The following is a 20,987-nucleotide window of genomic DNA, read 5'->3' as shown; positions in this document are numbered from 1 at the left end:
ACGCCGATGAACGTGGATCCATGTCAAAGTACTGCCGCCAACAAGGGGGCGGCGAACAGATTCAGCAGCCCCGTCAGAACCATGACTAACCCCGCTACCGAGCCCTCTTCACCCCCCACTTCATTCGCCCGACTGACTCCGGCACCGTGGGCACCGACACCAAACAGCGCCCCTCGAGCCAAGGCACTGCGCAGGGGCAACCACTTGAGCAAAATGCCGCCGAGCATCGCCCCGAACACCCCGGTGAACATCACAAACACCGCGGTCAGTTCCGGTACGCCACCCAGGTCATGGGCCAGCGGCATGGCAAAAGGTGTGGTGATCGAGCGCGGCACCAGCGACATCGTCACCGAACTGTCCAGTGCCAGCGCCTTGGCCAACCCGAACGAACTGCCGATGGACGCCGCGCTGCCCGCCAGCATCCCCAGCAACAACGCCGACCAATGCCGCATGAGCATCTGCCGCTGCTGCCAGATAGGTACTGCAAAAGCGACGGTAACCGGCCCCAGCACCAACATCAGCCAATGGGTGTTGCTCGAATATTCGGCATACGCGGTGTGCAGCGGCACAGCGAGTGCCAACAGCAAGGCTGGAACCAGAATCAGTGGCGACAACACATAGCGCCCGGTGCGCCGATAGATCCAGCGACTGAACAGATAGGCCAGCAGCGTGAAGGCCAGCCAGAACATCGGCATCAGCTCAAGCTTCACGAGAACTCCTCAACCGCACCACCAGTTCCACGGTAAATGCAGTCACCAGCATCACCATTAGCGTGCTGACGCCGATCACCAGCAAAATTCGCCAACCGTCGCTGCGCAGCAGACCACCGTAATCGAGCAGGCTCATGAGCGCCGGAATGAAGAACAACAGCATCTCGGCCATCAACAGGCCGGCGCCCATTTGCAGCGTTGCCGGTTTGACCACACCTAAAGCGAACGCCAGCAGCAACAGCACCATGCCGATGACACCACCGGGAATCGGCCAGGCAAACCACACGGCCATCTGGCAGCCGAGCAGGTAGATGGCCAGCAGCACGGCCAATTCGGTCGCCAGTCGAGCCAATTTTTTTAAGGTCGATGCGTTCATGTCTTCGGTCCTCACAGGTGCTCATTTTAAGGAGCGGGCTGCTATACCCGAAGCGAATTGTTAGACTCGAAGCCATTCCAAAATGGAATCATGCAGATGGAATTCAAACAGCTACGCAGCTTCGTCGAAGTCATGCATCAGGGTGGTTTTACTCAAGCCGCCAAGACCCTGCACATCAGTCAATCGGCAGTGAGCAAACAGGTCGCTCATCTGGAACAGAGCCTGGGCACTGCGCTGCTCGAACGGCAGGGTTCGCAGCTGCGCCTGACTGCCGCCGGCAGCGTGGTCCTTCTACGGGCCGAAGGCATGTTGCGGCTGCGCAAGGAACTACTCAGTGAGCTGGATGACTTGAGCCAACTGGCCCGTGGGGAATTGCGCCTGGGTTTGCCGCTACTGGGCAGCGATGCGCTGTTCGCCGGACTGTTCGCCGAGTACCGGCGCCGCTACCCCAACATCAGCATTCAATTGCTTGAGGGCGGTAGCCTGAACATCGAACAGGCCGTTTTGAGTGGTGAGCTGGAATTGGGTGGCGGCCTGTTAACGAAGGACCCGCAGTTCGCCTTCCAGCCTTTCTGCGATGAACCGTTGGACGCCCTGCTGCCGGCCGATCATCCGCTGGCGTCGAAGACCGTGATTGGGCTGGAGGAATTGGCCGACACGCCATTCTTGCTGTATCAGCGCAGCTTCGTGCTCAACGACCGCTTGCTGCAAGCCTGCCAGCAGATGGGTTTTACGCCCAAGGAAGGTGGTCGCAGCGGCCAGGCTGACTTTCTTGCGGCGCTGGTGGCGGCCGGTCAAGGGGTGGTGCTGTTGCCGCGCGTGGTGGCACGCGGGCTGGAGCGGCCAGGCGTAGTGCGCCTGACCTTGAACGCGCCGAGCTATCTGCGTTGGGATATCGCCTTCATCTGGCGTCAGGGCGCGTACTTGTCAAAAGCCGCGCAAGCCTGGCTCGCCTTGCTGCGCGAGCGGCCGGTCAGCCCCGCAGAGCGCTGACCAACTCCGCCAGCCAAGGCTCGGCGTCGGTTTCCGGCGTCACGCTTTCGCTGGCGTCCAGGCGCAGCATGGGCAGGACTTCGCGTAGGCCCAGCTCGCCGAACAATTCACGCATTTGCTCGCCGCCGCCGCAAAACGTATCACCGTAACTCGCATCGCCCAGACCAATCACGGCGCCCGGCAAGCCACGCCAGGCCGCCGGCAACTGGTCGCGAATGGCGAAATACAACGGTTGCAGGTTGTCCGGTAACTCGCCCATGCCGGTGGTCGAGGTCACCGCCAGGAAGGCTTCGGGGCCAAAGGCCTGAACATCGGCGAGGCTCGCACGCGGGTTGTGCCAGGTTTCGAAACCCGCTGCTTTTAAAATATTTGCGGCGTGGCGGGCGACTTCTTCAGCCGTGCCGTACACCGAGCCGGAAAGGATGGCGACTTTCATCAATCTGATCCTGAAGCTGAGTAAAAAGACGGGGGATATTAACAGCCGTGGCAAAAAAGCTGCGATTGACTCTCAATTAACACTGGTGACCAGTAGAAAGTTCTCAATGTTCTTTTAGAATGCATCCCACAATCAAATTGGAAAGGATTCTCCGATGATTAACGCCCAACTGCTGCAAATGGTGATCAACGCTTCCAACGACGGCATCGTGATTGCCGAAAAAGAAGGCGAGCAGGACAACATCCTGATTTACGTCAACCCGGCATTCGAACGCCTGACGGGTTACACCAGCGAAGAAATCCTCTACCAGGATTGCCGTTTTCTTCAGTCAGGGGACCGCGACCAGGAAGCGCTCCCGTTGATTCGCGAGGCGTTGAGCAGTGGTGGTTCCTGCCGGGAAATCCTCAGAAATTATCGCAAGGACGGCACGCCGTTCTGGAACGAACTGTCTCTCTCGACGATGAAGAACCCTGATGACGGACAGACTTATTTCATCGGTGTGCAGAAAGACGTCACCCTTCAGGTCAAGGCGCAGCAGCGAGTCGCGCAGTTGGAAGCGCAATTGGCCGAGGTCCAGACCGAGCTTGCCGCACTAAAAGCGACGAACGGCAAAAACAAAACGAAGAATTGATTGTCATTAACTACAATCACCGGTGACTTTGTAATTTTTTCTGTCGAGCAGATCATGCAACGCGACGCACTCCTGACCCAGGATGAGCTGGATTTTATCCAGAAAATGCAACACAACCCGCAACTCAATGTGCGGGATGCGACGTCGAGCCTGCTCGTCAACGGTGGTTCACAGATCCGTGACCTGCTCACGCGCCTTGCCGCTCATGAGCAAGTCACCATCCAGGCCAACTTCGAAAATCAGCAAATGACTTTCCCGCTGCACCTGGTGGAAGACGAATTTCACGCAATGCATTTACGCCTTGGCGTTCCCAGCATTTATGAAGACGGACCGATGGTCCGGCCATGGCGCCTGGTACTCGAAGAACCGGTTGCACTGGAGAATGCCAGTGGCCAGCCCGGTACGATGTGGGTGCACGAAGTGTCGTTCAAAGGGGTTTTGCTGGAAGTTCGCAACAAGACCAAGCCGCCAAAACATTTCGCCTTGTGGTTCAGTCCTTCAGGCTACGAGCGCATCGCGTTGCGCGGCACCTTCGAGAAAGAAACCGGGAACGGCTTCTATGCCTATCAGTTGAATCAGGATGACAAGGACGAAACCGAGCGTCTGCGCCAGTACATCCTTCAACAGCATCGGCTGACGCATCCGGCAATGCATCTCTGATTCAAGTGTCCAGGTTGCCCGTCAGGAACTGTTTCAAACGCTGACGCATGACCAATCCTTCGTTACCCAGACATCCAATCGACGATCCAGCCAGGCTTTCCTGCACCAGATCGGACGCATCCCCCGCCAGCATCAACTGACAATCCAGGCTCAAGGCCAGGCGCTTCAATCGCCGTGGCAACTCGAGCGCAGGCGCGTAATTGGAAATCAGCACCAGCGCCTGGGGCTTGACTCTTTCGCAGACCAGGGCCAATTCATCGAATGGTTGACCGATAGCCAACACTTGAATAGCCGAATCGACGCTGCTCAGAAACAGCGCCGTTACCAGCACTTCGAGTTCACGACACTGATCGCTCAGGGCGCAGACAATCACCCGTCGCGGCTGCAGGACACGCACCAGCAGCAGGCGTTGCAACACTCTGGAGCGCAGAAAACCATCCAGAAAAAGCCACTCGCTGGCCTGGCCGAATGCTTCATGGCGCTGCCGCAGTTGCTTCCAGAGTGGAAGCAGAATGTCCTGAAACACGATAGTCAGGGGATAACTGGAAAAGATCTGTCCATAGACCTGCTCCAGTTGAACCTCATCAAAGGCACTCACCGCCGACTGAACTTGCTGCTGCCATTGCGTGTGGTCAGCGTGTACGAGTTCACTCGGGATGATGTGCGACAGGGCCTGAAGCGGTGCAATCCTGGCCAGGATTTTGCCGATTTTACTGACAGCAACACCGCGTTCGATCCAGCCAAGGATGCTGCGGACACGATCGATATCGATCATCGAATACAGTCTGTGCCCACTTTCGGTGCGCGCGGGTTGTATCAGACCATAGCGACGCTCCCATGCACGTAGCGTGACCGGGTTGACCCCAGTCAGGCGCGCCACTTCGCGAATCGGAAACAGTTCTTCCTGCTCGAGTGGAAGACCGGGCTGCAATCCAGGGACAACGTCAGTCAGGACAGGCATTTTATAGTTCTACATCCATGTATGAAATTGGATCCCATTCTACCTCTCCTGCCCCCACACCATTCAAGACGTTGATGGCGACGAAGTTCACTGACGTACCCGGCAGAATCAGGAATAATCCTTGCTTGTTCCAAGACGCAGCCCACCACCCCGGCGCTGCGCCTGGCGAAACTCCTATCCGGAGTGACGCGATTGTCATACGGAGATACACAATGTCTACCTCACCCGTCACGCTGATGGTTGCGCGCCGCGTCGCCGATGGGCGCTATCAAGACCTGATCGCCTGGTTGCACGAAGGCGAACAACTGGCCACTGATTTTTCCGGCTATCTCGGTTCTGGCGTGCTCGCTCCGCCGCCCGACGATGACGAATTCCAGATTATTTTCCGCTTCGCCGACGAGCAGACTTTGCACGCCTGGGAGCATTCCGCCTCGCGCACCGCATGGCTGGCACGCGGCAGTGACTTGTTTGCCCATCCAACGGAACATCGTGTCAGTGGAATTGAAGGCTGGTTCGGCGCGGCCGGCCAGCGGCCACCACGCTGGAAACAGGCCGTGGCGATCTGGTTGGCATTCTTCCCGGTTTCCCTGCTGTTCAACTTTGTCCTCGGGCCGTTGCTGAGCGACATGGGTTTACTGAGCCGGGTGTTCATCAGCACCTTGTGCCTGACCCCACTGATGGTCTACTTCTTCATTCCGCTGTCGACCCGCCTGCTGGCCAACTGGCTGAACACCACGCCGCAACGACCGCTGCCCGCCGAGCCCTCCACTCAGAACAGCTAGCCGTTGTAGGAGCAAGGCTTGCCCGCGATAGGGGCAACGCGGTCTTTCTGTGAAACCGCGTCATCGTTCATCGCGAGCAAGCTTTGCTCCTACGGGATAGAGGTGAACGGCTCCGCGCGCTGGTATAGTTTTGCTCTTACCGCGACGCGTGCCGTTCATGACCTCTTTCGTAGCCCCAATCCTCATCACCGGTGCCGGCCAGCGTGTCGGCCTGCACTGTGCGCAGCGTTTGCTCGAGGATGGCCAGCCGGTGATCTTCAGCTACCGCAGTGACCGCCCCGGCGTGCAAGTCCTGCGTGACCTGGGGGCAACCGCGGTGTTTGCAGATTTTTCTACTGAAGCCGGGATCTTCGCGTTTATCAGCGAACTGAAAAACCACACCGACAGCCTGCGGGCGATTGTCCATAACGCCTCCGAATGGCTGACCGAAAGCCCGGACACCGACGCCGCAGCCTTCATCCGCATGTTCAACGTCCACATGCTGGCGCCCTACCTGATCAATCTGCATTGTGCCGACTTGCTGCAACGCTCAAGCCCCGCCGACATCGTGCACATCAGCGACGACGTGACCCGCAAGGGCAGCAGCAAGCATATTGGCTACTGCGCCAGCAAAGCCGGGCTCGACAGCCTCACCCTGTCCTTCGCCGCGAAATACGCGCCGACAATCAAGGTCAACGGTATCGCGCCAGCCCTGCTAATGTTCAAGCCCGACGACGACGCGGCGTACCGCGCCAAGGCACTCGCCAAATCCGCGCTGGGCATTGAACCCGGCAGCGAAGTGATCTACCAGAGCCTGCGTTATTTGCTCGACAACCCTTATGTCACCGGCACGACCCTGACCGTCAACGGCGGACGGCACATCAAATAAGCGGCCCCCGCGAGGATGTTCCATGACGTTATCCCTGCACCAGAACGCCCTGTCCCAGAGCTACCGCGAGATCCTCATCGGCCTCGGTGAGAACCCCGACCGCGAAGGTCTGCAAGACACCCCGGTTCGCGCGGCAAAAGCCATGCAGTACCTCTGCCGTGGTTATGAACAAAGTGTCGAAGAGATCGTCAACGGCGCGCTGTTCGCGTCCGACAACGATGAAATGATCATCGTCGACAACATCGAGCTGTACTCGCTCTGCGAACATCACATGCTGCCCTTCATCGGCAAGGCGCATGTGGCTTATATTCCAACGGGCAAAGTGCTGGGCCTGTCGAAGATTGCGCGACTGGTGGACATGTTCGCCCGTCGCCTGCAAATCCAGGAAAACCTCACTCGGCAAATCGCCGAAGCTGTACAGCAAGTGACCGGCGCGGCGGGCGTCGCGGTGGTCATCGAAGCCAAGCACATGTGCATGATGATGCGTGGCGTCGAGAAACAGAATTCGACCATGAACACCTCGGTGATGCTCGGCGCCTTCCGCGAGTCGAGCAATACCCGCCAGGAGTTCCTGCAATTGATTGGACGGAGCAAGTAGCAATGCCACAACTTCAACCAGGAACGGCACGCATCCGGGTCAAGAACCTGTGCCTGCGGACCTTCATCGGGATCAACGAGGATGAAATCCTCAACAAGCAGGATGTGCAGATCAACCTGACCATTCTGTATGCCGCTCAGGAAGCGGTGCGTGACAACGACATCGATCACGCGCTGAATTACCGCACCATCACCAAGGCGATCATCGCCCACGTGGAAGGCAATCGCTTCGCCCTGCTCGAACGCCTGACTCAGGAAATTCTCGATCTGGTCATGGCCAACGAGTCGGTGTTGTACGCCGAGGTCGAAGTCGACAAGCCCCACGCCCTGCGTTTCGCCGAGTCGGTATCGATTACCCTCGCCGCGAGCCGCTGACCGCGTCTGGCACATTGTTCGTCAGACTTTTATCATCCGCGCCACGATTTGATTGCACAGAGCCCGCCATGACCGATCAACAACGCCTGGAACTCGAAGCCGCCGCCTTTCGCCGGCTGGTCGCCCACCTGGACAGCCGCAAGGATGTGCAGAACATCGACCTGATGAACCTCTCCGGTTTCTGCCGTAACTGCCTGTCCAAGTGGTACAAGGCTGCTGCCGATGAACGCCAGATCGAGGTCAGCCTCGATGACGCCCGCGAAGTGGTTTACGGCATGCCGTACGCCGAGTGGAAAGCCCAATACCAGCAAGAAGCCAACGCCGAACAACAAGCGGCGTTCGCCAAAGGAAAACCCAATGAGTGATTTGAACACCCTGCGCGCCAGCCTCAAGAGCGGCGAACATGTTTTTGCCGACACCCTGGCCTTCATCGCCGCCGGCTACGACTATCAGCCCCAGGCTTTCAACAACGGCGGCGTGGAAAACGCAGCCGGGCAGAACGAAGGTTCGTGCAAGACATTGGGTCTGGCGCTGCTGGAAGGCTTGAGCGATGAAGAAGCGCTGTTGGCGTTCGGCGAGCATTACCGTTCGGTGGTGGCGACGCCTGAGGGCAGCGATCACGGCAATATTCGTGCGTTGATTGCGCATGGGTTGGCCGGTGTGAAGTTCTCGCAGCAACCGCTGAACCGCCGCTAATTCAAACTTAAAAGATCGCAGCCTCGTTTCACTCGACAGCTCCTACAGAGAAACACGATCCCTGTAGGAGCTGTCGAGTGAAACGAGGCTGCGATCTTTTGATCTTCCAGGGCACATCCCGACTTTTAAGATTGACCCGGCAACTTTATTTCGTTTGCCGGGCACCGCTGCTCACGGCTTAGATAAAAAGAAGCATCCCTTCTTCAGAGTCGGTCATCCATGAGCAGCGAAACCATCAGCCAATCGATCAACATCGTTCATCCCGTCACGCTCAGCCACGGCAAAAATGCCGAGGTCTGGGACACCGATGGCAAACGCTACATCGACTTCGTCGGCGGCATCGGTGTATTGAACCTCGGCCATTGCCATCCGCGCATCGTCGAGGCCATTCGCGAACAAGCCACCCGGCTGACCCACTACGCATTCAACGCCGCCCCGCATGTGCCCTACCTCGAACTGATGGATCGTCTCACCGCGTTTATTCCGGTGGACTACCCGGTCAGCGGCATGCTCACCAACAGCGGCGCTGAAGCGGCTGAAAACGCCCTGAAGATCGTGCGTGGCGCCACCGGTCGCACGGCCGTCATCGCCTTCGACGGCGCCTTCCATGGCCGCACCCTTGCCACGCTCAACCTCAACGGCAAAGTCGCGCCCTACAAACAGAAAGTCGGCGTGCTGCCGGGCCCGGTTTTTCACCTGCCCTTCCCGAGCAAGGACAACGGCGTGACCTGCGCCGAGGCTCTAAAAGCCATGGACCGGCTGTTCAGCGTCGAGATCGACGTCGATGACGTCGCCTGTTTTATCGTCGAACCGGTGCAAGGCGAATCGGGTTTCTTGACGCTGGACGTGGAGTTCGCCCAGGCGCTACGTCGCTTCTGTGATGAAAAAAACATCCTGCTGATCGCTGATGAAATCCAGTCCGGCTTCGGTCGCACCGGCCAGCGCTTTGCATTTTCGCGACTGGGCATTGAGCCCGATCTGATTCTGCTCGCTAAAAGCATTGCTGGCGGCATACCACTGGGTGCGGTGGTCGGGCGCAAGTCGCTGCTCGACACCTTGCCCAAGGGCGGACTGGGCGGCACCTATTCGGGCAACCCGATTGCCTGCGCCGCGGCACTGGCAACCCTGGACGAGATGACCGATGCGAACCTGCTCGCCTGGGGTTCGCAACAGGAAGAAGCCATCGTCAGCCGCTACGAAGCCTGGCGCGCCAACAAGCTTTCCCCGTTTCTGGGCCGCCTGACCGGCGTTGGCGCTATGCGCGGTATTGAATTGATCAATGCCGACGGCACACCGGCATCGGCGCAATTGACGCAGCTATTGGCATTGGCACGAGATGCCGGTTTGCTGCTGATGCCCAGTGGCAAGTCGCGCCACATCATTCGGCTTTTGGCGCCGTTGACCACTGAGGCAGCGGTGCTGGAAGAAGGGCTGGATATTTTCGAGGCGTGTCTTAAGAAATTGTCCTGAACACAAAACCTCTGTGGGAGCGGGCTTGCTCGCGATAGCCATCTATCATTCAACACTGATATCGACTGACACACCGCTATCGCAAGCAAGCTCGCTCCCACAGGTTCTTTGATAGGCAGCTAAATCGCGGGCACAAAAAAACCGGCCGAAGCCGGTTTTTTGCTTTCTACAGAATCAGAATCAAGCGTTCTGCAGGTCGTCGAGGTAGCGCTCGGCGTCCAGTGCCGCCATGCAGCCAGCGCCGGCCGAGGTGATGGCCTGACGGTAAACGTGGTCAGCCACGTCACCGGCAGCAAAGATACCTTCGAGGCTGGTGGCAGTGGCGTTGCCGTCACGGCCGCCCTGCACCACCAGGTAGCCATCTTTCAACGTCAGCTGGCCTTCGAACAGCGAAGTGTTCGGGGTGTGGCCGATGGCGATGAACACGCCGTCGACTGTCAGCTCGTCGAAGCTGCCGTCGTTGTTCTTCAGGCGGGCACCGGTCACGCCCATGTTGTCGCCCAGGACTTCGTCCAGCGTCGAGTTCAGCTTCAAGACGATTTTGCCTTCGGCAACCCGTGCATTCAGCTTGTCGATCAGGATCTTCTCGGCGCGGAAGGTTTCGCGACGGTGGATCAGGGTGACCTTGCTGGCGATGTTGGCCAGGTACAGCGCCTCTTCGACAGCGGTGTTGCCGCCACCGACCACGGCCACTGGCTTGTTGCGGTAGAAGAAACCATCGCAAGTCGCGCAGGCCGAAACGCCTTTGCCCATGAACGCTTCTTCCGACGGCAGGCCCAGGTAACGAGCGCTGGCGCCGGTGGCGATGATCAGGGCGTCGCAGGTGTAAGTCGCGCTGTCGCCGGTCAGGGTGTACGGCTTGGCAGCGAAGTCCACGGCATTGATGTGATCGAAGACGATTTCGGTTTCAAAGCGCTCGGCGTGCTCTTTCATGCGGTCCATCAGCGCCGGGCCGGTCAGGCCGTGGACGTCGCCAGGCCAGTTGTCGACTTCGGTGGTGGTGGTCAGTTGACCGCCGGCTTGCATGCCGGTGATCAGCAGTGGCTTGAGGTTGGCACGGGCGGCATAGACTGCGGCGCTGTAACCGGCAGGGCCGGAACCGAGAATAATCACTCGCGAATGACGGACTTCAGACATGACCTGCTCCTGTTGACCGGCCCGAAACATCTGGCGCGGAACGCCGGGTTGCCGGCGGGAATAAAAAAGGACCGTTGAAAGCACTTGGGGAAGGCTTGAGCTCGACAGTCCTGTAAAAAGTATGGGGTGCAGCGTATCGAGGGGGCGAAGATTAAGGAAATACGGTTTAACAATCCAGCTCATAGGCGGTCTCTATCCGATCACGATGGATGCATAGGCGCCTTTGTTACAGTTAATGTCGATGCTGCTACCGCGCTTTCGTCCGTCAGGCAAAGCCGGTAAGGTCGGCGCGTTTCCCCTTTGCTCGGAGCACGTTATGCCCGCCCCCGTTCTGTCCGGCCCGCAATACCTGCGCGAAGGCCTCAAGTTGGTCCTGAGCCCAAGCCTGCGTTTGTTCGTGCTGTTGCCGCTGGTGATCAACCTGGTGCTGTTCGTCGGATTGATCTACCTGGCCAGCCATCAATTCAGCCTGTGGGTCGATACGTTGATGCCGTCCCTGCCCGACTGGCTGAGTTTCCTCAGTTACATCCTGTGGCCGATTTTTGTCGTGCTTGTCGTTTTGATGGTGTTTTTTACCTTCACCATGCTCGCCAACGTCATCGCCGCGCCATTCAACGGTTTCCTCGCGGAAAAAGTCGAAGTCGTGGTGCGCGGCACTGACGACTTCCCGTCCTTCAGCTGGGGCGAACTGATCGCCATGATCCCCCGCACCCTGTCCCGTGAGATGCGCAAACTCGGCTACTTCCTGCCACGTGCGATCGGGTTGTTCATCCTCTCGTTCATCCCTGTGGTTAACATCATTGCCGCACCATTGTGGCTGTTGTTCGGGGTATGGATGATGGCGATCCAGTACATCGACTACCCGGCGGATAACCACAAACTGGGCTGGAACGAGATGCTCGCCTGGCTGCGCGAGAAGCGCTGGCAGAGCATGAGTTTTGGCGGGATTGTTTATCTGGTGCTGTTGATTCCGGTGGTCAACATCCTGATGATGCCGGCCGCCGTGGCGGGTGCGACCTTGTTCTGGGTGCGTGAACGCGGCGCGGAAAACCTGGTAGTCCAGCGCTGATTCGGTCACAAATTCATCATCCCACCGTCACATTGACGACATGGCCTCAGCCGACACTGAGGTCATGACGACAGTTCTGCATATCACTCTGATCACAGAAACCTTCCCTCCCGAAATCAACGGAGTGGCCAATACCCTCGGCCGCTTGTGTGACGGTTTGCGCGCGCGCGGGCATCAGGTGGAATTGGTGCGGCCACGACAGGGTTGCGATCAGCAGCAGGGCAGCGACGATGCGTTGTTGCTATGTCGGGGCTGGCCGCTGCCGGGTTATCCCGGCTTGCAATGGGGTCAGTCGTCGATGCACAAGCTGCTGCGGCGCTGGAAACGTCATCGGCCGGACGTGCTGTACATCGCCACGGAAGGACCGCTGGGATTGTCCGCGTTGCGCGCGGCGCGGCGCTTGGGGATTTCGGTGGTCAGCGGCTTTCACACTAATTTCCAGCAGTACTCCAGTCAGTATGGGCTTGGACTGCTGACGCGATTGCTGACCCACTACCTGCGCTGGTTTCACAATCGTTCGACGCTGACCCTGGTGCCGAGCGTGAGTCAACGAATGGAACTGGAGCGCCGGCATTTCGAGCGCCTGGCGTTGCTGTCGCGTGGGGTCGACAGCCAGTTGTTTCACCCGAGCAAGCGGCTGACGTCGCTACGCGAACAGTGGGGTCTGGCCGACAGTGACATTGCCGTCATCCATGTAGGTCGCCTGGCCCAGGAGAAAAATCTCGGCTTGCTCAAGCGCAGTTTCGACAGGCTGCGCACGACTTATCCACAGAAAAACCTGAAGTTGATCGTGATCGGCGACGGCCCGCAACGAGTGATCCTGGAGAAAGAACTGCCCGAGGCGATTTTCTGTGGCTCTCAACGCGGAGAAGCCTTGGCCAGTCACTATGCGTCGGGAGATGTGTTTCTGTTTCCAAGCCTGACCGAGACGTTCGGCAACGTGGTGCTTGAGGCACTGGCTTCGGGTTTGGGTGTGGTGGCCTACGATCAGGCAGCAGCGGCTCAGCACATTCGCCATGGCTACAACGGCGTACTGGCGATGCCGGGGGACGAAGAGGCGTTTTGCGATGCGGTGTGTTGGCTGTTGGAGGAGCGCGAAACCTTGCGCTGCGTGCGGCTTAATGCGCGTCAGCATGCGAGTCGCCAAGGGTGGGCAGCGATTATCGAGCAGTTTGAGGGGCAGTTGCGCGGGGCTTGTATGCAGGGGCAAACCCTACCCGATGCAGCGTTTTTGCCTTAAAAGCATCGCGGGCAAGCCTTGCTCCTACGGTTCTTTGTCGAATACAAATGTGTGAATCGACACAAAACCGTAGGAGCAAGGCTTGCCCGCGATAGCGTCAGTGCAGGCGCCGCTTAAACCAGGGTCATCAACGCCTCACGGCTGAACGGCAGGATGTCTTCTTCACGGCCGTCACGCACTTTCTGCGCCCAGTCCGGGTCCACCAGCAGCGCACGACCGACCGCCACCAGGTCGAACTCATCATTGTTCAAACGCTCCAGCAGTTTTTCCAGGCTGGCCGGCTGCGCGATCTTGTCGGTGTTGACCATGAACTGCAGGAATTCGCCATCCAGGCCGACACTGCCCACGGTGATGGTCGGTTTACCGGTGAGCTTACGGGTCCAGCCGGCCAGGTTCAGCTCGGAACCGTCGAACTCCGGCTCCCAGAAACGACGCGTCGAGCAGTGGAAAATATCCACGCCGGCGTCGGACAACGGCTTGAGGAATTCGCCCAACGCCTCGGGTGTTTGCACCAGACGCGCGGTGTAATCCTGCTGCTTCCACTGCGAGAAGCGGAAGATGATCGGGAAGCCTTCGCCGACCGCGGCACGCACAGCCTGGATCAGTTCAATGGCAAAACGCGAACGGTTGGCCAGGCTGCCGCCGTATTCGTCGGTGCGCTGGTTGCTGCCTTCCCAGAAGAACTGGTCCACGAGGTAGCCGTGGGCACCGTGAATTTCCACGCCGTCCATGCCGATGCTCTGGGCGTCTTTGGCGGCCAGGGCAAATGCGGCGATCACGTCCTGGATATCTTGCCGGGTCATGCCGTGAACCACGACCTGACCGTCCTTCAATTTCTCCGACGGACCGTAACCCGGCACGCTGGCGTCCGGTTCGGTGCCGATGCGGCGCACGCTGCCGACATGCCACAGCTGAGGAACGATCTTGCCGCCCTCGGCGTGCACCGCGTCGACCACTTTCTTCCAGCCGGCCAATGCCGCTTCGCCGTAGAAATGCGGCACGTTCGGGTAACCGTTGGAAGCCTTGTGGCCGACGGTAGTGCCTTCGGTGATGATCAGACCCACACCCGCAGCGGCGCGACGACGGTAGTACTCAATCACTTTGGAATTGGGAACGCCACCCGGCGAAAACGAACGGGTCATCGGCGCCATGACGACGCGGGTCGGCAGTTCGAGGGTGCCGAGGTGGAACGGTTTGAACAGGGCTTTGACGGGCATGGGACGCTCCACGAAAACGGTATCGACGGGACAGAGATTTTATGACGGCGATAATATGCGGAGCGGCAAGCGATGCACAGCACTATTGATTGCGGTGATTAAGGTCTAAAAGATAGGGAACATTGTAGGAGCGAAGCTTGCTCGCGAAGGCGTCAGGTCAGTCGATATCAATGTTGAATGACATGACGCCTTCGCGAGCAAGCTTCGCTCCTACAGAGGGGGGTTCAGCTCAGCGCTTTTTCGATCGCATGAACGACAGTCGGATCATCCGGCGCCGTGCGCGGCGAGAACCGCGCCAGCACGCGACCATCCTTGCCCAGCAGGAATTTTTCGAAGTTCCAGGTAATGTCACCGGGAAATTCAGCACCCTCGCCCGCCAGCAGACGGTACAGCTGATGACGATCGTGACCGTTGACTTCCAGCTTGCTGGACAACGGAAAACTCACGCCGTAGTTGAGGCTGCAAAACGCCTGGATCTCTTGCTCGGTACCCGGTTCCTGCCCGGCAAACTGGTTGCACGGCAGGCCCAGTACGCTGAAGCCTTTGTCCTTGTATTGCTGGTAGAGGTTTTCCAGCGCCGCGTACTGTGGGGTCAAGCCACATTTGGAGGCGACGTTGACCACCAGCACGACGTGCCCCTTGAAGGGTGCCAGAGGTAGCTCCTGACCATCCAGGCCTGTCAATTTAAGGTCGTGAAAAGCACTCATGACGAACTCCAGATTCCCGTGTTCTTCTCGAAACAGCCACTTGGCGGTGTCACCAGGGACAGCCGCGGACTAAAAAAGGCGCCCCTCGGGCGCCTCTCCAGTTCTCGAAAGCTTAGCGCAGAAAATCAGTGGTGATGGCCACCTTCGCCATGGACGTGACCATGAGCGATTTCTTCCTGGCTGGCATCACGGATGTCGATGATCTTGACCTGGAAGTTCAGGCGCTGACCGGCCAACGGGTGGTTGCCGTCGACGGTGACATCGTCGCCGTCCAGATCGCGAATGGTGACGATCTGCATCTGGCCGTCCGGAGCGGATGCGTGGAACTGCATGCCCACTTCCAGCTCGTCGACGCCTTCGAACATGCTGCGGCTCAAGGTGCTGACCAGTTCAGCAGCGTATTCGCCGTAGGCATCTTCAGGTTCTACGGCGACAGTCAGTTCGTCACCGACTGTTTTGCCTTCCAGAGCCTTTTCCAGGCCCGGAATGATGTTACCTGCGCCTTGCAGGTAGACCAGCGGCGCGCCGCCGGCGGAGCTGTCGATGACCTCACCAGCGTCGTTGGTCAGGGTATAGTCGATGGAGACAGCCTTATTGGCGGCGATCAGCATGGGGCGAGACCTTTTGCATAAGAATGAAGAATGGCCAAGTTTAGCGAAGCAATCGCCCGAAAGCGAACACAACCCGGACAGACGGGTGACGACGAAAGGCTCGACGGTCACAGGCTTCCATCAAGATGAGGACGGGCACTGGGTGGCCGAGCTTTCCTGCGGTCACACCCAGCACCTGCGGCACCAGCCACCCTGGCAATCCCGGGCCTGGGTGCTGGACCCTTTGCTGCGTAATGAAAAAATAGGCCAGCCCTTTGATTGCGGTTGGTGCGCACAAGGCTCGGTTAGCGATAACCTTGGCGACTGAAATTCGGTAAACGGCCAGACATAGGTCGTCACCATTGCCATGCACCTCCAGAGAATCCGCATGCAAACTTTTTTTATCGCGCCCACCGATTTTGGTGTGGGTCTGACCTCCATCAGCCTCGGGCTGGTACGTACCCTTGAGCGGGCCGGCCTCAAGGTCGGCTTTTTCAAACCGATTGCCCAGCCGCATCCGGGTGACACCGGGCCTGAACGGTCCACTGAACTGGTGGCGCGCACTCACGGTTTGAAACCGCCTCAACCGCTCGGTCTGGCGCACGTCGAGCGCATGCTCGGCGACGGTCAGCTGGACGAGTTGCTCGAAGAAATCATCACCCTCTATCAGCAGGCGGCAGTCGGCAAGGATGTGCTGATCGTAGAAGGCATGGTCCCGACCCGCAGCGCCAGTTACGCCGCGCGGGTCAATCTGCATTTGGCGAAAAGCCTCGACGCCGAAGTGATCCTGGTCTCGGCACCGGAAAACGAAGTGCTGACCGAACTGTCCGGCCGAGTGGAATTGCAGGCGCAATTGTTCGGCGGCCCCAAAGACCCGAAAGTCCTCGGCGTGATCCTCAACAAGGTCAAAACCGACGAGAGCATGGAGGCCTTCGCCTCGCGCTTGAAAGAGCATTCGCCCTTGCTGCGCAGTGGCGATTTCCGCCTGCTGGGTTGCATCCCGTTCCAGCCGGAATTGAACGCCCCGCGCACCCGCGACGTCGCCGATCTGATGGGCGCGCAGATTCTCAATGCCGGTGATTACGAGACCCGGCGCATGACCAACATCATCATCTGCGCCCGCACCGTGCGTAACACCGTGGAGCTGCTCAAGCCCGGCGTGTTGGTGGTGACGCCCGGTGATCGCGACGACATCATCCTCGCCGTCAGCCTCGCCGCCATGAACGGCGTGCCGCTGGCGGGCCTGTTGCTGACCAGCGACACCCTGCCCGACCCGCGCATCATGGACCTCTGTCGTGGTGCGTTGCAGGCGGGCCTGCCGGTGTTGTCGGTGAGCACCGGTTCCTACGACACCGCTAACCAGTTGAACGGTTTGAACAAGGAAATCCCGATCGACGACCGCGAACGCGCGGAGATCATCACCGATTTCGTTGCCAGCCACCTCGACGCCAAGTGGCTGCACCAACGCTGCGGCACGCCACGGGAAATGCGCCTGTCGCCAGCGGTGTTCCGTTATCAACTGATCCAGCGCGCTCAGGCTGCCAACAAACGCATCGTCCTGCCCGAAGGCAGCGAGCCGCTGACCGTGCAAGCCGCAGCGATCTGTCAGGCGCGCGGCATTGCCCGCTGCGTGTTGCTGGCGAAACCGGCGGACGTCGAAGCCGTGGCTCGCGCCCAGGGCATCGAGCTGCCGCCGGGGCTGGAAATCCTCGACCCGGACCTGATTCGCGAGCGCTACGTCGAGCCGATGGTCGCTCTGCGCAAAACCAAAAGCCTCAACGCGCCGATGGCTGAACAGCAACTGGAAGACACCGTGGTGATCGGCACCATGATGCTGGCGCTGGATGAAGTGGACGGCCTCGTGTCCGGCGTCATTCATTCCACCGCCAACACCATCCGCCCAGCCCTGCAACTGATCAAGACCGCGCCGGGCTGCACGCTGGTGTCGTCTGTGTTCTTCATGCTCTTCCCCGAGGAAGTGCTGGTCTACGGCGACTGCGTAATGAACCCGCACCCGAGCGCCAGCGAACTGGCAGAGATCGCACTGCAAAGCGCCGACTCGGCAGCCGCCTTCGGCATCACCCCGCGCGTGGCGATGATCAGCTACTCCAGCGGTGAATCGGCCAGCGGCGAAGAAGTCGAGAAGGTGCGCGAAGCGACGTTGCTCGCCCATGAACAGCAGAACTCGCTGTTGATCGACGGCCCATTGCAATACGACGCCGCCGCCAACGAAACCGTTGCCCGGCAACTGGCGCCAAACAGCCAGGTCGCCGGTCGCGCCACAGTGTTCGTGTTCCCCGACCTGAACACCGGCAACACCACCCACAAAGCGGTGCAGCGCAGCGCCGACTGCGTCAGCCTCGGGCCAATGCTGCAAGGCCTGCGCAAACCGGTGAACGACCTGCCGCGCGGCGCGCAAGTCGACGACATCGTCTACACCATCGCGTTGACCGCGATTCAAGCTGCCAACCGACCTTTGGATCTTTAAATGCTGGATTCCCTACCTGCACCGCTGCGAGGCGTCATTGCCTCGCTGCTGTTGGCGCTGAACACGATTTTGCTTTGCTCGTTTCTGTTCTGCGTGGCGATCTTCAAAGTGTTGCCCTTCGCCCTCACCCAGCGCTTCACGCGCTGGTTGATGAGCCATACCCATGAAGCCTGGATCAGCAACAACAAGGCCTGGATGAACCTTGTCTGCCGCACCCGCTGGCACCTCAGCGGCCTTGAAGGGCTGGACTATCAGCACTCGTACCTGATCACCAGCAACCATCAGAGCTGGGTCGACATCATGGTGCTGCAATATGTGCTTAACCGGCGTATCCAGCCGCTGAAGTTCTTTCTCAAGCAAGAGCTGATCTGGGTGCCGGTGATCGGTCTGGCCTGGTGGACCTTGGGCTTTCCGTTCATGAAGCGTTACTCCAAGGCGTATCTGGAAAAGCACCCGGAAAAGAAAGGCAAAGACCTGGAAACCACCCGCGAGACCTGCGACAAATTCCGCAATAACCCGGTGGGGATTTTCAACTTCGTCGAAGGCACGCGCTTCACCGACGGCAAGCATGCCCAGCAGAAATCGCCGTTCAAGCATTTACTCAAGCCCAAGGCTGGCGGCATTGCGTTTGTGCTGGATGCCATGGGTGAGCAGCTGGAAGCCATCGTCAACGTGACGATTCACTATCCGGCTGGGCGTCCCGGTTACTGGGATTTGCTCTGTGGGAACGTGAAGGATGTGGTGGTGCATTTTCAGGAGCTGAAGATTCCGCCGCAGTTCATTGGCAAGAACTACGACCAGGACGGCGAGTATCGATTGCAGTTTCAGGGCTGGATCAACCAGTTGTGGCAGGACAAGGATGCGTTGCTTGCGCAAATGCATCGCGAGTATCCAGCCAGTTAAATTAAGTGGCTGGAAGGGCCTCATCGCGGGCAAGCCATGCTCCTACGGTTTTTCGTCGTGCCATAGGGTGCGGCCACCCCAAATCCGTAGGAGCAAGGCTTGCCCGCGATGGCGATCTCAAGGGCACAAAAAAACCCGCCGATGATCACTCATCGGCGGGTTTTTTATTAGCGGCTAACGCTTAGATCGCGCCACGCTTGCGCAGCAGATCCAGCACTTGCTTGACGCTTTCTTCCAGCGACAGCGACTGGGTGTCGACCACGAGGTCGGCGTCCAGCGGCACGTCGTACGGGAAGGAATCGCCCGGAATGTTATCCCCGGCCGCCGCGTACAGGCCTTGTGGGTCACGCTCGGCACAGACTGTCGGCGAGGCCTGGACGTAGACCGTCAGCAGACGTTCCTTGCCGATCAGCTCCCGGGCCTGCTCACGACCTTCGGCACTCGGCGCAACGAAGGCCGCCAGCGTCAGCAGACCGGCTTCGTTGAACTGACGCGCAACGTGCGCCGCACGACGCCAGTTCTCGGTACGCCCGGCGCGATCCTGTGGCAGACCTTTGTTCAGGTCGTGACGCAGGTTCTGGCCATCGAGTACAAACACCGCGCGGCCCATGTCGAACAGCTTGCGTTCAACGGCGTAAGCCAAAGTGCTTTTGCCGGCGCCCGACAAGCCGCTGAACAACACGGTGGCCGGTTGCTGGCCGAAGCGCTGGGCGCGTTCTTCGGTGGCAACGTGCGCCAGTTTGCCGTGATGCGTGCTGGTGCCATGGCTCAACGGCTGAGCGATGATCATGCCGGCCGCAACGGTGCCATTGGTCAAACGATCGATGACGATGAACGAACCGGTGGTGCGGTTGCTCGCATAACCGTCCAGCGCGATGGCCGCGTCGAGGCTGATCTTGACCCGGCCGATCTCGTTCAGATTCAACGAACTGGCCGGACCTTCTTCCAGGGTGTTCACGTCAACGCGGTTGACGATGCTGGTGATCGAACCCGGCACGTAAGTGGTGGCGCGCTTGATGTCGTATTTCTTGCCCGGCAGCATCGGCTCTTCGGCCATCCACACCAGCATGGCGTCGAAGGCGTCAGTCACTTGCGGTTGGTTGTCGGCGTGCACCAGCAAGTCGCCGCGGGAGATGTCGATCTCGTCTTCCATGGTCAGCGTCACCGCTTGACCAGGACCGGCGTGTTCCAGCTCACCTTCGAAGGTGACGATGGATTTCACGCGGCTGCTCTTGCCCGACGGCAGCACCACGACTTCGTCGCCCTTGTGCACGACGCCGCTGGCCAGCGTACCGGCGAAACCACGGAAGTTCAGGTTCGGACGGTTGACGTACTGCACCGGGAAACGCAGGTCGGTGTAGTTGCGGTCGTTGGCGATCTCGACGGTTTCAAGGATTTCCATCAGCGACTGGCCGGTGTACCACGGCGAGCGCTCGGACTTGTTCACCACGTTGTCGCCCTTCAGCGCCGACATCGGCACGAAGGCCATGGTGGTCGGCTTGAACGCGATGCCTTCGGCGAACTTCAGGTAATCGGCCTTGATCGACTCGAAGACTGTTTCGTCGAAACCGTTGAGGTCCATCTTGTTGATGGCGACAACGATGTGTTTGATGCCGAGCAACGAGGCGATGAAGCTGTGGCGACGGGTCTGGGTCTGCACGCCGTAACGGGCGTCGACCAGGATGATCGCCAGGTCACAGGTGGACGCACCGGTGGCCATGTTGCGGGTGTACTGCTCATGGCCAGGGGTGTCGGCGATGATGAATTTACGTTTGGCGGTAGAGAAATAACGGTAAGCGACATCGATGGTGATGCCCTGCTCACGCTCGGCCTGCAGGCCGTCGACCAGCAATGCCAGGTCGATGTCATCGCCAGTGGTGCCGACTTTTTTCGAGTCGCGGGTAATGGCTTCCAGGTGATCTTCGTAGATCATTTTGGAGTCGTGCAGCAGGCGCCCGATCAGGGTGCTCTTGCCGTCATCGACGTTGCCACAGGTCAGAAAGCGCAGCATTTCCTTGCGTTCGTGCTGGCCCAGGTAGGCGAGGATGTCCTCGCTGATCAAATCAGATGCGTGCGACATG

General features: G+C 59.2%; 24 protein-coding genes. 15 read left to right on the top strand and 9 right to left on the bottom strand.

Features of this window, described 5'->3' with window-relative positions:
• Positions 1-23: 23 nt before the first annotated feature.
• Entirely contained in the window at positions 24-710 is a 687-nt protein-coding gene (locus PMI27_RS02355; protein ID WP_008150679.1) for an LrgB family protein, read from the bottom strand.
• Positions 700-1,086 (bottom strand): CidA/LrgA family protein, encoded by a 387-nt coding sequence (locus tag PMI27_RS02360; RefSeq protein WP_008150681.1) that lies wholly within the window; start codon positions 1,084-1,086, stop codon positions 700-702. Before PMI27_RS02360 ends, PMI27_RS02355 begins: the two co-directional genes overlap by 11 nt.
• Before the next feature lie 96 nt (positions 1,087-1,182).
• On the opposite strand from PMI27_RS02360, the gene PMI27_RS02365 reads away from it, so the two are divergent.
• Positions 1,183-2,079, top strand: a complete 897-nt coding sequence (locus PMI27_RS02365) for a LysR family transcriptional regulator (RefSeq protein WP_008150682.1) — start codon at positions 1,183-1,185, stop codon at positions 2,077-2,079.
• On the opposite strand, the gene PMI27_RS02370 is transcribed toward PMI27_RS02365, so the two are convergent.
• Positions 2,060-2,515 carry a flavodoxin gene (locus tag PMI27_RS02370; protein ID WP_008150685.1) on the bottom strand — a complete coding sequence of 152 codons (456 nt, stop codon included), beginning with the start codon at positions 2,513-2,515 and terminating at the stop codon, positions 2,060-2,062. The two genes, PMI27_RS02365 and PMI27_RS02370, sit on opposite strands and share 20 nt — an antisense overlap.
• 154 nt (positions 2,516-2,669) lie before the next feature.
• On the opposite strand from PMI27_RS02370, the gene PMI27_RS02375 reads away from it, so the two are divergent.
• Together PMI27_RS02375 and PMI27_RS02380 are read left to right on the top strand one after the other, a co-directional pair.
• Complete coding sequence (locus tag PMI27_RS02375) at positions 2,670-3,146, top strand: PAS domain-containing protein (protein ID WP_008150687.1); 477 nt, start codon at positions 2,670-2,672, stop codon at positions 3,144-3,146.
• A gap of 54 nt (positions 3,147-3,200) precedes the next feature.
• On the top strand, positions 3,201-3,806 hold the full coding sequence (locus PMI27_RS02380; RefSeq protein WP_008150689.1) for a hypothetical protein: 606 nt from the start codon (positions 3,201-3,203) through the stop codon (positions 3,804-3,806).
• A 1-nt stretch (position 3,807) separates the two neighbouring features.
• On the opposite strand, the gene PMI27_RS02385 is transcribed toward PMI27_RS02380, so the two are convergent.
• Positions 3,808-4,767, bottom strand: a complete 960-nt coding sequence (locus PMI27_RS02385) for a MerR family transcriptional regulator (RefSeq protein WP_008150691.1) — start codon at positions 4,765-4,767, stop codon at positions 3,808-3,810.
• Between the two features lie 212 nt (positions 4,768-4,979).
• On the opposite strand from PMI27_RS02385, the gene PMI27_RS02390 reads away from it, so the two are divergent.
• The 7 genes from PMI27_RS02390 to PMI27_RS02420 all read left to right on the top strand — a co-directional run bounded on the left by PMI27_RS02390 (position 4,980) and on the right by PMI27_RS02420 (position 9,555).
• Entirely contained in the window at positions 4,980-5,549 is a 570-nt protein-coding gene (locus PMI27_RS02390; RefSeq protein WP_008150693.1) for an antibiotic biosynthesis monooxygenase, read from the top strand.
• Between the two features lie 157 nt (positions 5,550-5,706).
• Positions 5,707-6,417, top strand: a complete 711-nt coding sequence (folM, locus tag PMI27_RS02395) for a dihydromonapterin reductase (RefSeq protein WP_008150694.1) — start codon at positions 5,707-5,709, stop codon at positions 6,415-6,417.
• A 22-nt stretch (positions 6,418-6,439) separates the two neighbouring features.
• The gene (gene folE / locus PMI27_RS02400) at positions 6,440-7,015 is read left to right on the top strand and encodes a GTP cyclohydrolase I FolE (RefSeq protein ID WP_008150696.1); all 576 of its coding nucleotides are present in this window, start codon (positions 6,440-6,442) and stop codon (positions 7,013-7,015) included.
• 2 nt (positions 7,016-7,017) lie between these two features.
• Positions 7,018-7,389, top strand: a complete 372-nt coding sequence (gene folX, locus PMI27_RS02405) for a dihydroneopterin triphosphate 2'-epimerase (RefSeq protein ID WP_008150698.1) — start codon at positions 7,018-7,020, stop codon at positions 7,387-7,389.
• A gap of 68 nt (positions 7,390-7,457) precedes the next feature.
• Positions 7,458-7,754 (top strand): DUF1244 domain-containing protein, encoded by a 297-nt coding sequence (locus tag PMI27_RS02410; protein WP_008150700.1) that lies wholly within the window; start codon positions 7,458-7,460, stop codon positions 7,752-7,754.
• Entirely contained in the window at positions 7,747-8,085 is a 339-nt protein-coding gene (locus PMI27_RS02415) for a HopJ type III effector protein (RefSeq protein ID WP_008150702.1), read from the top strand. Before PMI27_RS02410 ends, PMI27_RS02415 begins: the two co-directional genes overlap by 8 nt.
• A 219-nt stretch (positions 8,086-8,304) precedes the next feature.
• Complete coding sequence (locus PMI27_RS02420) at positions 8,305-9,555, top strand: 2-aminoadipate transaminase (protein WP_008150704.1); 1,251 nt, start codon at positions 8,305-8,307, stop codon at positions 9,553-9,555.
• 180 nt (positions 9,556-9,735) lie between these two features.
• On the opposite strand, the gene trxB is transcribed toward PMI27_RS02420, so the two are convergent.
• Complete coding sequence (gene trxB, locus PMI27_RS02425) at positions 9,736-10,692, bottom strand: thioredoxin-disulfide reductase (RefSeq protein ID WP_008150707.1); 957 nt, start codon at positions 10,690-10,692, stop codon at positions 9,736-9,738.
• Between the two features lie 316 nt (positions 10,693-11,008).
• Here trxB and cysZ point away from each other — a divergent pair, with 316 nt between their 5' ends.
• The gene (gene cysZ, locus PMI27_RS02430) at positions 11,009-11,761 is read left to right on the top strand and encodes a sulfate transporter CysZ (RefSeq protein ID WP_008150709.1); all 753 of its coding nucleotides are present in this window, start codon (positions 11,009-11,011) and stop codon (positions 11,759-11,761) included.
• Positions 11,762-11,801: 40 nt separating this feature from the next.
• Positions 11,802-13,001: a glycosyltransferase family 4 protein gene (locus PMI27_RS02435; RefSeq protein WP_008150711.1), complete on the top strand. Its 1,200-nt coding sequence runs from the start codon at positions 11,802-11,804 to the stop codon at positions 12,999-13,001.
• A gap of 113 nt (positions 13,002-13,114) precedes the next feature.
• Here PMI27_RS02435 and PMI27_RS02440 read toward each other — a convergent pair whose 3' ends face one another.
• The 3 genes from PMI27_RS02440 to PMI27_RS02450 form a co-directional block, all read right to left on the bottom strand.
• Positions 13,115-14,218, bottom strand: a complete 1,104-nt coding sequence (locus PMI27_RS02440; RefSeq protein ID WP_008150713.1) for an NADH:flavin oxidoreductase — start codon at positions 14,216-14,218, stop codon at positions 13,115-13,117.
• Positions 14,219-14,442: 224 nt separating this feature from the next.
• Complete coding sequence (locus PMI27_RS02445; RefSeq protein ID WP_008150716.1) at positions 14,443-14,925, bottom strand: glutathione peroxidase; 483 nt, start codon at positions 14,923-14,925, stop codon at positions 14,443-14,445.
• 125 nt (positions 14,926-15,050) lie between these two features.
• Positions 15,051-15,536, bottom strand: coding sequence for an FKBP-type peptidyl-prolyl cis-trans isomerase (locus PMI27_RS02450; RefSeq protein WP_008150718.1), 486 nt, complete (start codon positions 15,534-15,536; stop codon positions 15,051-15,053).
• Here PMI27_RS02450 and PMI27_RS0229920 point away from each other — a divergent pair.
• The 3 genes from PMI27_RS0229920 to PMI27_RS02460 are packed head-to-tail and all read left to right on the top strand — an operon-like array spanning position 15,505 to position 18,906.
• Positions 15,505-15,843: a DUF3565 domain-containing protein gene (locus PMI27_RS0229920; protein ID WP_033053636.1), complete on the top strand. Its 339-nt coding sequence runs from the start codon at positions 15,505-15,507 to the stop codon at positions 15,841-15,843. The genes PMI27_RS02450 and PMI27_RS0229920 overlap by 32 nt on opposite strands.
• 60 nt (positions 15,844-15,903) lie before the next feature.
• Positions 15,904-18,003: a phosphate acetyltransferase gene (gene pta, locus PMI27_RS02455; RefSeq protein WP_008150719.1), complete on the top strand. Its 2,100-nt coding sequence runs from the start codon at positions 15,904-15,906 to the stop codon at positions 18,001-18,003.
• Positions 18,004-18,906, top strand: a complete 903-nt coding sequence (locus PMI27_RS02460; RefSeq protein ID WP_008150721.1) for an acyltransferase — start codon at positions 18,004-18,006, stop codon at positions 18,904-18,906.
• A 181-nt stretch (positions 18,907-19,087) separates the two neighbouring features.
• Here PMI27_RS02460 and cysN read toward each other — a convergent pair whose 3' ends face one another.
• Positions 19,088-20,986, bottom strand: a complete 1,899-nt coding sequence (gene cysN / locus PMI27_RS02465) for a sulfate adenylyltransferase subunit CysN (protein ID WP_008150723.1) — start codon at positions 20,984-20,986, stop codon at positions 19,088-19,090.
• Position 20,987: the final 1 nt, after the last annotated feature.

It is taken from the genome of Pseudomonas sp. GM41(2012) (genome assembly GCF_000282315.2).
GTDB lineage: Bacteria > Pseudomonadota > Gammaproteobacteria > Pseudomonadales > Pseudomonadaceae > Aquipseudomonas.
This window is presented reverse-complemented; position numbering and strand designations above follow the sequence as displayed.